The organism is Streptosporangium saharense, assembly GCF_014203715.1.
Taxonomy (GTDB): Bacteria; Actinomycetota; Actinomycetes; order Streptosporangiales; family Streptosporangiaceae; genus Streptosporangium; species Streptosporangium saharense.
The window spans coordinates 1,271,377-1,286,000 of record NZ_JACHJP010000001.1 but is presented as its reverse complement, the minus strand read 5'-3'; the positions used below and the strand labels follow the sequence as shown (position 1 = coordinate 1,286,000).

Genomic DNA, 14,624 nt, shown 5'->3' with positions numbered 1-14,624 from the left:
CCCTACTCGCGTTCGAAGCGGAAGCCAACCCCTCGCACCGTTGTGATGTAGCGCGGCTTGGCGGCGTCGTCCCCCAGCTTGCGGCGGAGCCACGAGATGTGCATGTCCAGGGTCTTGGTCGAGCCCCACCAGTTGGTGTCCCACACCTCGCGCATGATCTGCTCGCGGGTGACCACCTTCCCGGCGTCGCGGACCAGGACACGCAGCAGGTCGAACTCCTTGGTCGTCAGATGGAGCTCCTTGTCGCCCATCCACGCGCGGCGGGAGTCGGCGTCGATGCGCACCCCCTGGACGACGGGCGTCTCGGAGGTGCCACGCCGTAGCAGCGCGCGGACCCTGGCCAGGAGTTCGGCCAGCCTGAACGGCTTGGTGACGTAGTCGTCGGCCCCGGCGTCGAGGCCGACCACGGTGTCGACCTCGTCGACACGGGCGGTGAGGATGAGCACGGGAGTGCCGTGCCCCTCAGCGCGTATGCGTCTTGCGACTTCCAGGCCGTCCATCTCAGGAAGGCCCAGGTCAAGAACAATCAAGTCGATGCCACCCGACAGCGCCCGTTCCAGGGCCTGCGGGCCGTCGGGGCTCACCTCGACTTGGTAGCCCTCCCGACGCAGCGCACGCGCCAGTGGCTCGGAGATCGAGGTATCGTCCTCGGCGAGAAGTACACAGGTCATGTTGCGATCGTAGGACCTTAAGGGATCGTTTCCCGGGTACAGCGCGCGGTTTGACTCGTCATTGACCTATCCATTGACCTGGGCAAACACTGATAAATCCCGGATAGTCGTCCCGCAACGGCAGGAGTGCTCGCGGTAGCGCTCCCGCCTCGGAACTGCCTTGAAAAGGCAGACCCGCAAACCCTTCCCTCAAATATTTCCGACAAAACAGAACACGCCCGCCGAAAGGGATTCGGTGGGCGTGTTCGGGCCATCGGCCTCAGGAAGCCGACGGCGGCTCGGCGTAGCGAGCCAGGTAGAGCTGCTCGCCGAGGCTGCTGATCAGCCCCAGCTCCGTCTCCAGGTAGTCGATGTGGTGCTCCTCATCCTCAAGGATCTCCTCGAAGAGGCGCGCGGAGGTGGCGTCGCCCTTCTCGCGCATGAAGATGATGGCGGGCTTCAACCGGGTGACGACCTCAAGCTCGACGTTGAGGTCGGCTCGGAGCTGCTCCTCAACGGTCTGACCGATGTGCAGCGTGCCGAGCCTCTGGTAGTTGGGCAGGCCTTCGAGAAAGAGGATGCGATCCGTCAGCTTCTCCGCGTGGCGCATCTCGTCGATGGACTCTTCGCGGGTGTACTTCGCGAGTCTGGTGTATCCCCAGTTCTCCTGCATCTTCGCGTGCAGGAAATACTGGTTGATCGCGGTCAGCTCTGCCGTGAGCTGTTCGTTCAACAATTCTATGATCTTCTTGTCGCCCTGCATGGCGGGCTCCTCGTGCTAAGCGGTCGGCAGCAAGTCTTCAGACCGCTTCAGGATCGCACAGATCTTCCGCACACAAGTTGCGCAGTCGGCGCCGGCGCCGGTCCGGTCACGGACCTGACGTGCGCTCTTGGCTCCGGCCGCTATGCAGTCATGCACCTCGTTCTCGGTGACAGCGCGGCAGACGCAGACATACACGGCGGGAGCAGGCCTTTCTCGAATGCTCTACAACTAGGTAAGGCATACCTAACATAACTTATTCAGTAAGGCTTGCCTATGTGATGTAGAACACAGGGAAAACATTTCCCGCCGTGCACGCCCGGGCGCGTCAAACGATCAGATCTGACGATCAGTGCCCTCTGGCGATCCATTCCTGGAGATGCGGGGCCTCGGCGCCGATCGTGGTCGATTCGCCGTGCCCGGTCTCGACCACCGTCTCGCCCGGCAGGGTGAGCAACCTCTCTCTAATCGAGTCGATGATGGTCTCGAAGGAGGAGAAGGACCTGCCCGTCGCCCCGGGGCCGCCGTTGAACAGCGTGTCGCCGCTGAAGACGACGCCCAGCTCGGGCGCGTGCAGGCACACGGCGCCCGGCGAGTGCCCCGGGGTGTACAGCACGCTCAGCTCCACGCCGCCCGCGCCGATCACCTGGCCGTCCCCGAGCGGGGTGTACGGCAGGTCCGGGTAGACCATCTCCCACAGGGGCTGGTCGGCGGGGTGGAGCATGATCGGCGCGCCGACCCTGGCGGCCAGGTCGGCCGCGGCGTCGATGTGGTCGTTGTGGGCGTGGGTGCAGACGATCGCCCTGACCTCACGGTCGCCGACCCGCTCGGCGATGGCGGCGGCGTCGTGCGCGGCGTCCACGATCACGACCTCGCGCTCCGAGCCGACCAGCCAGACGTTGTTGTCCACCTCCCACGTCCCGCCGTCCAGCGAGAACGTCCCCGAGGTGACGACCCTGTCGATCACAGGACCACCACCGAGCGCAGCACCTCGCCACGGTGCATCTTGGCGAAGGCCTCCTCGACGTCGCCGAGCCCGATCGTCTCGGAGACGAAGCCGTCGAGGTTCAGCCGCCCCTGGAGGTAGAGGTCGATGAGCAGGGGGAAGTCACGGCTGGGCAGGCAGTCGCCGTACCAGGAGGACTTCAGCGACCCGCCCCTGCCGAAGACGTCGAGCAGCGGCAGCTCGATCGTCATCTCCGGGGTCGGGACGCCGACGAGGACCACGGTCCCGGCCAGGTCGCGGGCGTAGAAGGCCTGACGGTAGGTCTCGGGACGGCCGACGGCCTCGATCACCACGTCCGCGCCGTCGCCCCCGGTCAGCTCCCTGATCGCCTCGACCGGGTCGCTCTCGCGGGAGTTGACGGTGTGGGTCGCGCCGAACTCCTTGGCCCAGGCGAGCTTGCGGTCGTCGATGTCCACCGCGATGATCTTCGTCGCGCCCGCCAGGTGGGCGCCGTGCACGGCGGCGCCGCCAACCCCGCCGACGCCGATGACGGCCACGCTGTCGCCCCTGGTCACGCCACCGGTGTTGATCGCGGCGCCGATGCCCGCCATCACGCCGCAGCCGAGCAGCCCCGCCGCCGTCGCGGGGGCCGCGGGATCGACCTTGGTGCACTGCCCCGCCGCCACGAGGGTCTTCTCGATGAAGGCGCCGATGCCCAGCGCCGGGCTGAGCGGCGTGCCGTCCTCAAGGGTCATCCGCTGGGTGGCGTTGTGGGTGCTGAAGCAGTACCACGGGCGGCCCCTACGACAGGCGCGGCACTGTCCGCAGACCGCCCGCCAGTTCAGGATCACGTAGTCGCCGGGAGCCACGTCGGTGACGCCCTCGCCGACGGCCTCGACGATCCCGGCGGCCTCGTGGCCGAGCAGGAACGGGAACTCGTCGTTGATCCCGCCCTCCCGGTAGTGCAGGTCGGTGTGGCAGACACCGCACGCCTGGATGTTCACCACCGCCTCCCCCGGGCCCGGGTCCGGCACGTGGACGGTCTCCAGGGAGACGGGCTCCCCCTTGCCTCGCGCGACCACGCCCTGCACGGTGTACGGCATGCTGCACCTCGTCCTTGATCGTCTGGCGTTCCCGAGGCGCCCGCGCGGGACACCTCATCTCCATGCTTATCAGGCTGGAGCGGACTCCTGTCACGCCCTTCTGAGCACGTACGGCTGGACCATGCCGAGGCCGCGCGCGGGACGGCGGCGCATGCGGTGGAGTGCGATCTCGGGAGCCCCCTCGACGGCCTCGGCCAGCTCGCCGTCGGCGATGATCGTGCCGGGGCGGGCGATGGCCGTCAGCCGCGCGGCCAGGTTGACCGTGGTGCCGAAGACGTCGCCCATCATCGGCACCACGGGACCGTAGGCGAGCCCGACCCGCACCTCGGGGCCGTAGGCGCGGATCACCTCGACCAGGCCGAGCGCGATCCTCGCGGCCGTGTGCGGGGAGGACGCGGTGAACAGCACCTCGTCGCCGAGCGTCTTGACCAGCCGCCCGCCGTACGAGGCGACCACATCTGCGGCGCGTGACTCGAAGCCCTCGACCAGCTCGGCCAGGCCGTGCTCGTCGAGCTCGCGGGAGAGCTGGGTGAAGGAGACCAGGTCGGCGAAGCCGACCGCGAGGGTCAGCCGGTTCGGCACGATCTCCTCGCTGAGGTCGGTCGTGGCGAGCAGGCGGGTCCCTGCCGCGGCGAGCTGGGCGCGCCAGACGTGGACGAGCACCTGCTCGAAGTCCGGCAGCAGCCTGCGGGAGGCCTCCATGACCGCGGCGAGGTCGGCGTCGGAGGGCCGTCCCTGTCCGTCGAGCACGGCGCCGACCATGATCTCGGCCTGCCACTGCGCCAGCCTGGCGGTCGTCTGGCCGATCGCCCTGGTCATCCTGATGACCGCGCGCTCGTCGAGTGGGCCGTCCTGGAGCATCGCCCTGACCCGGCCGAGCGCCTCCACGTCGGCGTCGGTGAAGGCGACCACGTCGTCGGCCAGTGTGGCGAAGCCGAGCGCCCGCCAGATGCGCTCGGTGAGCTCCTGCGGGACTCCCGCCAGCTCGGCCACCTCGCCCCGGGTGTAGTGGGGTGGGGTGCCGACGAAGAGGCGTTCGATCTGCTCGGCCGTCGGACGTTCCGCCACGTTCTTCTCCGCCGTCCCCTCCGTCGCGCTCAGGCTTCCGCCCAGGAGGTTACGCCACCACCGGCACTCCCAGGTGCCCCTACTTGAGCGCGCCGGCCGTCATCCCGGCCTGGACCCTGCCCTGCAGCAGGGCGTAGACCACCAGGATCGGCAGCATGGCGATCGTGAGCCCCGCGAACAGGCCGGAGCGGTCACCGGCGTAGCCCTGTTCGACGGCGAGGTTGGCCAGCCCCTGCGACAGCACGAACCTGCTGTCGTCGCTGACGAGGACGAGCGGGATGAGGTACTGGTTCCACTGGCCGATGAAGTTGAAGATCCCGACGCTGATGAGCCCCGGTCTGGCCATCGGCAGCATGATCCTGAAGAAGGTCGCGATCTCCCCGCAGCCGTCGAGCGTGGCGGCCTCGGCGATCTCCCCGGGCAGCGTCCTGAAGAAGGCCACCAGGAAGAACATCGAGAACGGCAGCGAGTAGGCGGTGTAGACCAGGATGAGGCCGCCCAGCGAGTCGCCGAGCCCCAGGTTCTGGACCACGAAGAACAGCGGGACGAGCGCCATGAAGACCGGGAAGGTCATCCCCGCGACGAAGAAGTAGTAGAGCACCCCCTTGAGGCGGAACTCGAAACGGGCGAAGACGTAGGCGGCCATGGCCGACAGCAGGAGCGTCAGCGTGACGCCGCCGCCGACCACGATCACGGTGTTGCCGAAGTAGGTCCCGATCGAGGCGCTGTCCCAGGCGCGGGCGAAGTTCTCCCAGCGCAGCATCTTCGGCAGCGCCCAGGGGTCGGCGACGATCTCGGGGTCGGACTTGAAGGAGCTGACGACGGCCCACAGCAGCGGCACGGTCGAGACCACGGCCCACAGAACCAGGAACGCCTGGGCGACGGTGACCGTCGGTCCCGAAGACTTTCGCAGGGCCATCAGAACTCGATCCTCTCTCTGCGGGTCGCCCTGAGCGTGAACGCGGACAGGGCGAGGGTGACGGCGAAGAGCACGACGCCCATCGCCGAGGCGTAACCGAACCGGCCGTAGGAGAAGGCGTTCTGGTAGAGGTAGAACGAGGCGACCTGGGTGGAGTCGTTCGGCCCGCCCGCGGTCATGATCTGCACGACGGCGAAGGCGTCCAGCGCGGCGATCCCCAGATAGACCGTGGCCGTGCGGATGTTCTCCCAGATCAGCGGCACCGTGATGCGGAAGAAGATCTGGGTTCTCGACGCCCCGTCGAGCACGGCCGCCTCAAGCAGCGAGGCGGGGATCGCCTTGATGCCCGCGGTGAAGAGCACGACGTAGAATCCGACGCCGTTCCAGACGAGGACGGCGAGCACGGCCCAGAAGGCCAGCCTCTCGTCACCGAGCCACGACGGCTGGACCTCGCCGAGACCCACGGCCCGCAGCCCGCCGTTGAGAAGGCCATTGATGGGGTTGTAGATGTTCGTCCACAGCACGCCGATGATCGCGATCGACAGGATGTACGGGAAGAAGTACACGACCCGGTAGAACCCGGCGCCCTTCACCCCCCTGATCTCCCCGCTGCGGGGACCGCCCGCGGCGTTGAGCATGAAGGCCAGGAACAGCGCCAGTCCTATGGTGACCAGGGGCAGGGTCACCAGCAGGATCACGTTGTTGAGCAGCGCCTTCCAGAACACCGGGTCGCCGGAGAGCTCGGCGAAGTTGGCCAGGCCGACGAGGTCGGCCTCGGCGGACAGGCCCCGCCAGTCGGTGAGGGCGATGTAGAACGCCTGCACGTACGGCGAGGCCACGAACACCGTGTACAGCAGGAGGGGCGCGGCGAGGAAGCCGACGATGACGCGGCTCCGGTGTCGGCTAGCCACGGGCGGCGTCGGTGAGGCGCTGGGCCTCCTTCGCGAGCTGGTCCGCCTTGACGTCGCCGTTCATGAAGCGGCCCATCACCTTGGCGATGTCGCCCCACAGCCTGCTGTCGCGGGTGTCGAGCGTGACCCCGAAGACGTTGTCCCCGGCCTCGGCGAGCGCGGCGTTGATCGACACGAGGCCGTGCTTGGCGTCGGCGGGCAGCTTCGCCCTGCGGTTGGACGACAGGGTGCCCGCCTCGGCGATGAAGTTCGCGGCGCTGTCGTCGGAGAGCATGGCCCGCAGGAACTCCAGGCCGCCCGCGGTGTTCTTCGCGGCACGCGGCACGATGTACGGCTCGCCCGCCTTTGCGCACAGGGCGCCGAAGGGCCGGTCGTCGGTGGCGGTGATCGACGGGACGCGGCAGATCGACATGTCGAAGCCCTTGGGGACGCTGTCCCCCATCTCCTTCTCCAGCCAGGAGCCGCCGGGGACGAACCCGGCCTTGCCCAGCAGGAACTGCATCTGCGCGTCGGTGTGGTTCAGCCCCGAGCTGCCCTTGAGCACCCAGCCGTTGGCGGGGATCGCCTCGAAGGCCCGCAGGGCGGCGACGGCCCTCTCGTCGGTCCAGGCGTCCTTGCCGAGGTTGTTGATCTTGTCGATGACCTCCTTGCCGCCCACCTTGTAGATCATCGAGGCCAGCCACCAGAACATGTAGTACGGGAACTGGCCGGGGTAGGTCCAGGGGGCGATTCCGGCGGTGGCCATCTTGTCGCACAGCCCGAGGTAGGCGTCCCACGTCTGAGGGTACGTCCAGCCCTTCTCCTCGAACAGCGAGGCGCTGTACCACGCGCCGTAGGCGCCGTAGGAGTAGTTCAGGACCGTGAACTGGCCGCCGTGCGTGCCGACCTCGACCACGCCGGGGCGCAGGGTCTCACCGACGGTGACCTTCGGATCGTTCCAGGAGGGGGCGCCGAGCAGCGGCTGGAGGGGCAGCAGGGCCTCGTCCTTGACGAGCGCGCCGTAGTCGATGGCGTTTGAGCCGGAGTTGTTCACCACGTCCGGCGGGTTGCCCGCGACGAAGCGGGGCTGCAGGGACTGCTGGATCTGCTGGGTCGCCGTCTGGGTGACCCGCGCCTTGGGGTGCTGCTTGCCGTACAGCTCGACGGGCAGCTTGATGTAGGTCTGTCCGTAGCCGCCGTCGAAGACGACGACCTCGACGGGCGCGTCCACGGCGACCCCGAACGGGTTGCCCGCGCTCGCGGCGCCGGTCGGGGTGGCGACGGCGGCGGGAGACTTCCGGGTGCCACCGGTGGCGCAGGCGGCGAGCGCGCCCGCGACGGGGGTGAGGGCGATGAGCGCCAGAACCGAGCGACGGGTCGGCTGGGGCTGGGACGGACGGTCGTTCATGGGATGTGCCTCCACAGGATCCAGGAGCTTTTGACGATCCTGAGTAAGGTAAGCTACCTTACTAACATGGCCACAGCAACCGGCAATCTTCAGAACCCCCCGTGGAACACGTTCGACCAGGCCTTCCACAGTCAGCCCGAGGCGCTGACCCGGCTCACCGAGACGCTGCCGGGCCTGCTCGACCGCCACGTGGGCAAGGACGCGGACCGCCTCGTCGTGTTCGGGATCGGGGCGAGCCGCGCCGCGGCCCACGTGCTCGTCGCGGGACTCACCGCGCGGGGCGTCCCGTGCGACCTGCTGACCGGCGCCGACTTCACCGAGTCCCAGGTACGGCCCGGCACCGCCTATCTGGGCATCTCCCAGTCGGGCCGCAGCGTCGAGATCGTGCGCGCCCTGTCGGCGGCCCCCGCGGAGTCACGCATGAGCATCGTCAACCGGGTGCCGTCGCCGGTGGCCGACCTGACGCCCCGGCACCTCTGGCTGGGCGACGTCGCCGACTCCCGGGTCTCGACCGTCGGCTACACCGCGACCGCCCTGGCCCTGGCCCTGCTCGCCGAGCACCTCACCGACGGCCTCGACGAGGAACGCTGGCGTGGCTTCGGCGAACGGCTGGCCACGGTGACGCGGCAGCGCGAGGCCGCGGGCCGCGTCGCGGCGGACCTCCTGGCCGCCGGTCACGCCGACCTGGTCTCCTCCGGGGCGGGACTGGCCGCCGCGGAGGGGGGCTCGCTGCTGCTGCGCGAGGGTCTCGGCCTGCCCGCCGCCTCCTTCGACACCCGGTCCTACCTGCACGGCTTCATGGACAGCGCCAGGCCCGGCACCGTGCACCTGATCGTGAACCGTGGGACCGAGGCGCTGCTCGCCCGGCAGCTCGCCGACCACGGCGCCACGGTCCACCTCCTCGGAACCACCCCGATCGAGTACGGCGGAGCCGGTCCCCTGCACCAGACCTCCCTGCCCGGGCTGACCGACGCCGAGCTGTCCATCGCGGCGAGCGTGTTCCTCCAGATGGTCGTCCAGGAGGTCTGCGCGAGCACAGGGCGCCGCCCCGAGGACCCGGTGTTCGTCCGCCTCGACACGAAGGTCGGGTCGGCCGCGTGAGCACGCCCGACCTGCCGCGCCACGGCGTCGCGGGCCTCGACATCGGCGGGTCCTACCTGAGGGTCCGCGTCGAGGACGCGGCCACCGGCGAACCCCTCGCCGCGGAGACGAGACCGAACCCGGGCTGGAACGACCTGTCGCCCGTCGAGCGGGCCGGGCTGGTCGGCGGTGTGCTGCGCCGGACCACCCCCGCGAGCCACGTCCTGGCCGCGGTCGGCGTGGGCGCCAGGGGATGCGACTCCGAGGCGCTGACCCGTGAGCTCGAAGCCGCCGTCTGTGCCGAGCTGGGTCCCGGCGTGGCCGTACGGGTCCGCAACGACGCCCTGCTGGTCGGGCTGGCCGGAGGTCACGAGCACGCGCTCTCGGTGATCGCCGGGACCGGCGCCGTGGTCGGCGGCCTGACCGCGGACGGCGTCACGGTGCTCACCGACGGCTGGGGCTGGCTCCTCGGCGACCACGGGAGCGCGCCGCGCATCGTGCTCGACGCGCTGCGGCTCTACACCGCGGTCCTCGACCGGGGAGAGAGCGACCCGGTGTTCGGCCCGTTCGTGGCCGGGGCGCTCGGCGTCGCCGAGGCCCGCCGCCTTCCCGGGGCCGTGAAGCGCTCCCGGGAGACCCTCGGCGACCTCGCGGCGGGCGTCTTCGCCTGCGCCGAGGCCGGTTCGCCCTGCGCGGGGAAGGCCGTCACCGACAACGCCCGGCGGCTCGCGGGCAGCGTCGCGACGGCGCTGCGGCTGGGTGTCCGTGCCGACGTCGTCGTGGGCGCGGGTGCGATCATGGTCAAGCAGCCCGCCTTCCGGTCCGCGTTCGCCTCGGGACTTGTCGCCCAGGACGTGACGCTGCCGCTGTCGGTCCTCGAAACAGAGCCGGTCCTCGGGGCGGTACGGCTCGCCACCCTGGCCCTGCGCGACGACGTTTCACGCAAGGGCACTCTGCGCAACGATGCCCTGTGCAACGATGAGGAGCAACTGACATGACAGCCCACCTGCGTCGCCTCGCCCTCGGCACCGTGCTGCCCGCCTTCGAGGGGACCACGGCCCCGACGTGGCTGCTCGACCTGCTGCGGGAGGGGCTGGGCGGCGTCATCCTGTTCGGCCGCAACATCGTCTCGCCGCCGCAGGTGGCGGAGCTGGTACGGCAGATCCTCGACGCGCGCCCGGACGCCGTCGTGGGGATCGACGAGGAGGGCGGCGACGTCACCCGGATCCACCACGACGAGGGCAGCCCCTACCCCGGCAACCGGGTGCTGAGCGAGAACGACGACCTCGACGCCACCCGGGCGGTCGGCAGGGGCATCGGCACCGAGCTGCGCGACCTCGGCGTCAACTTCAACCTGGCGCCGATCGGCGACTACGTGACCTCCCCGACCAGCCCGCTCACCACACGCTCGTTCGGCCGTACGCCGCAGGCCAACGCCGAGCACATCGCGGCCTGGGTCGAGGGCCTGCAGAGCGCGGGGGTCGCGGCGTGCGTGAAGCACTACCCGGGACTCGGCGGATCGCTGCTGGACTCGCACCTGTCGCTGGGCCGGGTCGCCGCCGGGCGCGCCGAGTTCGAGACGGAGCACCTGCGCACCTTCGTGCGGGCCGCACGCGCGAACGTGGCGAGCATGATGACCGCCCATGTCGTGGTTGACTGTCTGGACCCCGGCGTCCCCACGACCTTGAGCGAGACTGTGATCAGCGACCTCCTCCGCGACGAGATCGGCTACGACGGCGTCGTCATCTCCGACGCCCTGGAGATGCGCGGCGTCCTGGACCACGCCTCCTCGCTGCCCGCGGCGGCCGTCGGCGCGCTGCGCGCCGGGGTGGACGCGCTCTGCCTCGGCGCCGTGCAGTTCGAGGACGCGGCCAGAGCCGTCGTGGACGCGATCGTCACCGCCGTGGAGTCCGGCGAGCTGGCGGTCGAGCGCCTTGAGGAGGCCAACCGGCGCATCCGGGCGATGGCCGCCGCCTATCCCGGCACACCGGGCGCACCCGGCGCGACCGACACGACGGCCGAGCGGTCGGCGGGTCTCGCCGCGGCCTGGGGGGCGACCGTCTCCGAGGGGGAGGTGTCGGTCGCCGGTGGCGGCGTGCACGTCCTGACCTTCGACGACCGCACGTCCATCGCGGCCGGACCGGTGCCGTGGGGCGTAGGCCCGGAGCTGCGCGCGGCCGGGGTCGCCTTCAACGACCTTGTCCTGACCCCGCCGATCCACGACCTTCCCGACCTGTCGGGCGTCGCGCAGGACGACGTCGTGGTCGCGGTCGTCAGGGACCTGCCGCTGCACCCCGGCAGCGCGGAGGTCTTCGCCAGGCTGCGGGCGCCGCGCCTGGTCGTCGTGGACATGGGCTATCCGGGGACCGAATACCCCCACGCCACCGGCGTGGTCCGAACCTTCGGCGCGTCCCGGGCCAGTGCGGCCGCCGCCGTACGCGCCCTGACAGGGACCGGTGTGACCTCGATTGCATGACGACGCGCGTTCCACGGAACTGCCCCCCACCCAGCGGCACGTCCTGAGTCACACGCTCGGGCACGGTTCGACGACCCGGCCACGACTGCTCGCGGCCACGGGCCTGTCGAAGCCGAGCGTCAACGACGCCGTCAGCTTCCTGGAGAAGGCCGGATACGTCCGCCGCAACGGCAGGCACGTCCCGGCGACCGGCAAACCGGCCGTGGTGTTCGAGGCGGCCGAGGAGGTCGGCTGGGCGCTCGGCATCGACCTGGGCAGCTCCCACATCGAGCTGATGGCCGTCGATCTCGCCGGGACGGACAGCACGCACGTCTCCTTCGCCGAACCCGGCGGCCCCGGCGCCGCGCGCCCGCGCGAGCCGTCCCCTCCGGTCGTCGAGCGGGCGGTCGAGCGGCTCGTCGCGTGGTGCGCCCGCCCCGACCGGCTGCGGAGGCTGCGGGCCGTGACGATCGCCGTCCCGCAGATCGTGGACGCGGGCCGCCGTCAGGTGTCGGCCGCGGACGCCGACCGGGAGCGAGGCGCCCTCGCGGCCCTGCTGCGCGCGCTCGCCGACCACTACGAGGGCCCGGTCAGGCTGGAGAACAACGTCAACTGCTCGGCGGTGGCCGAGATGCGGATCGGGGTCGGCGCCGAGGTGCCGAGCCTGGCCTATCTGCAGCTCGGCGTGGGCGTCGGCGCCGGGATCATCAACGAGGGCCGTCTCGTCCGCGGCGCCCACGGCGCGGCGGGTGAGCTGTCACGGCTGCCCTTCCCCTGGGCCGACGGCGCCGAGCAGGCCTCGCGGTACGCGATGGAGGACCGGCTGGCGGCCTCCCGCCTGGTTGACTCCTACCGCTCGGGCCGCTCGGGCCGCTCGGGCCGCTCGGGCTCCTCCGGTGACGCGAACCCGTCCGTCGGCCACGTGGTGCGGTCGATCCTGGCCGACGTCGCGGCGGGTTCGACCGAGGCGAGGGCCGTCTACGACGGATACGTGCGCGACGTCGCCAGGGCGTGTGTCGCGCTCGCGGCCGTCGTCGATCCCGACCTCGTGGTGATCGGCGGGGAGATCGGCGACGTCCCCGAGGTCGTCGAGGCGGTCCAGGCCGCGGCCAGGCCGCTGCACGAGTTCCTGGTGGTCTCCGGCAGCGTCATCGGGGAGCTGGCCACCGTCTTCGGCGCGGTCGTCCTCAGCCTTGAGGAGGCGCACGTCAAGCTCCTCGGCGAGCACGCGGTCCACGCCGCGGCCGCCGTCGACCGGCTCGGCGCACGACCGTCGCAGGCGGCGGAGTAGCGCCGCCGACAGTTACTCGAACTGTCATGAAACGGTCAGAAATCTCCTGACCGCTGGCCGATCTGTTTCGACCGCTCACCGACGCCACGGGACCGGTGAGCGCTCGGGGGACGCCGCTCGTCCATCCCGGCACAGCATGCCTGTTCCGCACCATCGGCCCGTCCTATGGTCAGGGTGCCCTCTCGTGTTCATTTGCCCGGCAGATCGAAGTCGGCCCCACCGGCCGATCCCCCCAGCTCTGTTGTCGGCCCCAAAAGGAAACCCAACATGAAGACGAAGAAACGGCACTTCACGTTCACCGTGGGCGTGTCACTCGTCGCGGCGATGGCCCTCACCTCCTCGGTTCCCGTCGCCGTGGCCTCCGCCGTACCCCCGGGAGCGCCGAACGCCACCTCCCCGCAGACCCCCTGGAGCGCGCCGGACCCCGCGACCCGGCAGGCGGCCGCCCCCGCGTGCGCCGCGGACACCACCGTGCAGACCGACCGGGGCGCGGTGTGCGGCCTGGTCACCAACGGCGTCAGGTCCTGGCTCGCCGTCCCCTACGCCGCGCCGCCCGTCGGCGAGCTGCGCTGGGCGCCACCCCGGCAGCATGCCCCGTGGACGGAGACCCTGCAGGCCACCGAACGCTCCGCCCCCTGCCCGCAGCCCGCCTTCCTCACCCCCGAGACCTTCAACGAGGACTGCCTGAAGCTGAACGTCGCCGCGCCCGCCGACGCGGGCACCACGCCGCTGGCCGTGATGGTCGAGTTCCACGGCGGCGGGTTCAGGCTCGGCTCCTCGACCGACGGGACCTACCTGGCGGGAGCGGGCCGGGTCGTCCACGTCAGCGTGGACTACCGGCTCGGCATCCTCGGCTTCCTCGCGCACAAAGCGCTCGGCGCCCGCTCGGGCAACTGGGCGCTGCGCGACCAGCAGGAGGCGCTGCGCTGGGTCCAGCGCAACATCTCCCGCTTCGGCGGCGACCCGCGCAACGTGACCATCTACGGCGCCTCGGCCGGAGGGTCAAGCGTGTGCGCCCACACCACCTCGCCGCTGTCGCGGGGGCTGTTCCAGAAGGGCATCTCGCAGAGCGGCGAGTACAACTCGCTGCGCGGCCACGAGACCATGTGGCAGACCCAGGACTGCAAGGCCGACCTGCCGACCGAGGCCGAGGCGCAGCAGGCGGGTGACCGGTTCGCCGCCGCCGTCGGCTGCGGGAACGTCGCGGACGTGGCCGCCTGCCTGCGCGCCGTACCCGCGAAGACCCTGCTGGAGAAGGCGGGCGACGGGCTCGGTCCTGACAACGGCACGCTGGCCCCGATCGTGGACGGCACGGTGCTGCCGCTGTCCCCGGCCGAGGCCTTCGAGACAGGGCGCATCAACAAGGTCTCCCTCATGCACGGTGTGGACCGCGACGAGACCCAGCTCCCCGGCGTCAACACCGCCGAGGAGTACGAGAAGCTGGTCAAGGAGCAGTACGACACCCTGGCCCCCGAGGTGTTCAGGCGCTACCCGCTGAAGCGCTTCCCCGACCCCGCGGCCTTCATCGCCTACCGCACCCTCGTCGCCGACTCCAACTCCGTCTGCCCCGCCCTGCTCAACGACGAGCGGCTGTCGCGCCACATCCCGGTCTTCGCCTTCCAGGTGGACAACGCCGACGCCCCGCCGCTGTTCTTCCTGGACGCGACCAAGCCGAACGGGTCGTACCACATCAACGAGGTGCCGTTCCTGATCTTCCCCAGGACCGACCTGAGCGCCAACCAGCAGACCTTCGGCAAGCAGCTCGTGGCCCAGTGGACCGGGTTCGCCAGGACCGGCAACCCCACCGTGGACGGCACGCCGTACTGGTCCAGGTTCACCCGCTCGCACCCGACGGTCATGTCGCTCGTGCCCGCCGGTGACAGCCAGCTCACCGAGGAGATCTCCAAGCAGCACCACTGCGACTTCTGGCAGAAGTACGCGGCCTTCAACCGCTGAGCGGTTCCCACCGAGGGCCTTCACGCACCGAGCGGCACGACCCCCAGCCGGTGCGCCGGACGAGCCGACGCACACCCCTTCCCGCGTACGGCCCGGCG

At 70.5% G+C, this 14,624-nt stretch carries 14 protein-coding genes; 5 read left to right on the top strand and 9 right to left on the bottom strand.

Annotated elements, in window-relative coordinates:
• Window positions 1-2: 2 nt before the first annotated feature.
• The 9 genes from FHS44_RS06275 to ngcE form a co-directional block, all read right to left on the bottom strand.
• Entirely contained in the window at window positions 3-671 is a 669-nt protein-coding gene (locus FHS44_RS06275) for a response regulator transcription factor (protein WP_012888073.1), read from the bottom strand.
• 259 nt (window positions 672-930) lie between these two features.
• Window positions 931-1,413: a bacterioferritin gene (gene bfr, locus FHS44_RS06270; RefSeq protein WP_184712889.1), complete on the bottom strand. Its 483-nt coding sequence runs from the start codon at window positions 1,411-1,413 to the stop codon at window positions 931-933.
• Between the two features lie 15 nt (window positions 1,414-1,428).
• The gene (locus tag FHS44_RS06265) at window positions 1,429-1,608 is read right to left on the bottom strand and encodes a (2Fe-2S)-binding protein (protein ID WP_184712888.1); all 180 of its coding nucleotides are present in this window, start codon (window positions 1,606-1,608) and stop codon (window positions 1,429-1,431) included.
• A gap of 151 nt (window positions 1,609-1,759) precedes the next feature.
• Window positions 1,760-2,377: an MBL fold metallo-hydrolase gene (locus FHS44_RS06260; RefSeq protein WP_184712887.1), complete on the bottom strand. Its 618-nt coding sequence runs from the start codon at window positions 2,375-2,377 to the stop codon at window positions 1,760-1,762.
• A complete protein-coding gene (locus tag FHS44_RS06255; protein WP_184712886.1) occupies window positions 2,374-3,459 on the bottom strand; it encodes an S-(hydroxymethyl)mycothiol dehydrogenase in 1,086 nt (361 codons plus the stop codon). Before FHS44_RS06255 ends, FHS44_RS06260 begins: the two co-directional genes overlap by 4 nt.
• Before the next feature lie 90 nt (window positions 3,460-3,549).
• Window positions 3,550-4,527: an adenylate/guanylate cyclase domain-containing protein gene (locus tag FHS44_RS06250; protein WP_184712885.1), complete on the bottom strand. Its 978-nt coding sequence runs from the start codon at window positions 4,525-4,527 to the stop codon at window positions 3,550-3,552.
• 79 nt (window positions 4,528-4,606) lie between these two features.
• A complete protein-coding gene (locus FHS44_RS06245) occupies window positions 4,607-5,446 on the bottom strand; it encodes a carbohydrate ABC transporter permease (RefSeq protein WP_184712884.1) in 840 nt (279 codons plus the stop codon).
• On the bottom strand, window positions 5,446-6,357 hold the full coding sequence (locus FHS44_RS06240; protein WP_184712883.1) for a carbohydrate ABC transporter permease: 912 nt from the start codon (window positions 6,355-6,357) through the stop codon (window positions 5,446-5,448). Before FHS44_RS06240 ends, FHS44_RS06245 begins: the two co-directional genes overlap by 1 nt.
• Window positions 6,350-7,744, bottom strand: coding sequence for an N-acetylglucosamine/diacetylchitobiose ABC transporter substrate-binding protein (gene ngcE / locus FHS44_RS06235; RefSeq protein ID WP_184712882.1), 1,395 nt, complete (start codon window positions 7,742-7,744; stop codon window positions 6,350-6,352). The genes FHS44_RS06240 and ngcE overlap by 8 nt, the downstream gene beginning before the upstream one ends.
• Window positions 7,745-7,810: 66 nt before the next feature.
• On the opposite strand from ngcE, the gene FHS44_RS06230 reads away from it, so the two are divergent.
• The 5 genes from FHS44_RS06230 (at window position 7,811) to FHS44_RS06210 (ending at window position 14,526) form a co-directional block, all read left to right on the top strand.
• Entirely contained in the window at window positions 7,811-8,845 is a 1,035-nt protein-coding gene (locus FHS44_RS06230) for a hypothetical protein (protein WP_184712881.1), read from the top strand.
• Window positions 8,842-9,822, top strand: coding sequence for a BadF/BadG/BcrA/BcrD ATPase family protein (locus FHS44_RS06225; protein ID WP_184712880.1), 981 nt, complete (start codon window positions 8,842-8,844; stop codon window positions 9,820-9,822). The genes FHS44_RS06230 and FHS44_RS06225 overlap by 4 nt, the downstream gene beginning before the upstream one ends.
• Window positions 9,819-11,300 carry a glycoside hydrolase family 3 protein gene (locus FHS44_RS06220; RefSeq protein WP_184712879.1) on the top strand — a complete coding sequence of 494 codons (1,482 nt, stop codon included), beginning with the start codon at window positions 9,819-9,821 and terminating at the stop codon, window positions 11,298-11,300. The genes FHS44_RS06225 and FHS44_RS06220 overlap by 4 nt, the downstream gene beginning before the upstream one ends.
• Window positions 11,293-12,570, top strand: a complete 1,278-nt coding sequence (locus FHS44_RS06215; protein WP_184712878.1) for an ROK family transcriptional regulator — start codon at window positions 11,293-11,295, stop codon at window positions 12,568-12,570. The genes FHS44_RS06220 and FHS44_RS06215 overlap by 8 nt, the downstream gene beginning before the upstream one ends.
• A 267-nt stretch (window positions 12,571-12,837) precedes the next feature.
• On the top strand, window positions 12,838-14,526 hold the full coding sequence (locus FHS44_RS06210) for a carboxylesterase/lipase family protein (protein ID WP_221460347.1): 1,689 nt from the start codon (window positions 12,838-12,840) through the stop codon (window positions 14,524-14,526).
• Window positions 14,527-14,624 lie beyond the last annotated feature (98 nt).